We start from the raw sequence: 268 nt of genomic DNA, 5'->3' as shown, positions 1-268 counted from the left end.
GATCGTGCTCGCGCCCTGGCGCGCGCCGCCGTGCAGCAGGTCGGCCACGCCCGCGCGCAGGATGCCGAGGAAATCGACACCGCCGTGTTCGTAGAAGCGGTAGTCCTCGATCGCGAGCACCGCCTTCTTCATCACGTCGGGGATGTCCTGGAAGCGCACGAGACTGCGGCGCTCCTCACCGAACTCGCCGAGCAGCACGTGATCGGCGGAATACACGCGCAGCGGCACCTTCGGCTGGTAGTTGGTCAGCGCGTCGAGCGACGGCAGC

At 68.3% G+C, this 268-nt stretch carries 1 protein-coding gene; it reads right to left on the bottom strand.

Annotated elements, in window-relative coordinates:
• On the bottom strand, positions 1–268 hold a 268-nt coding region (locus SB771_RS34735; protein WP_410722006.1), incomplete at both ends, for a transglycosylase domain-containing protein.

Origin of the sequence: Burkholderia sp. SIMBA_051 (assembly GCF_046534915.1) — a bacterium.
GTDB classification, from domain to species: Bacteria; Pseudomonadota; Gammaproteobacteria; order Burkholderiales; family Burkholderiaceae; genus Burkholderia; species Burkholderia ambifaria.
This window is presented reverse-complemented; position numbering and strand designations above follow the sequence as displayed.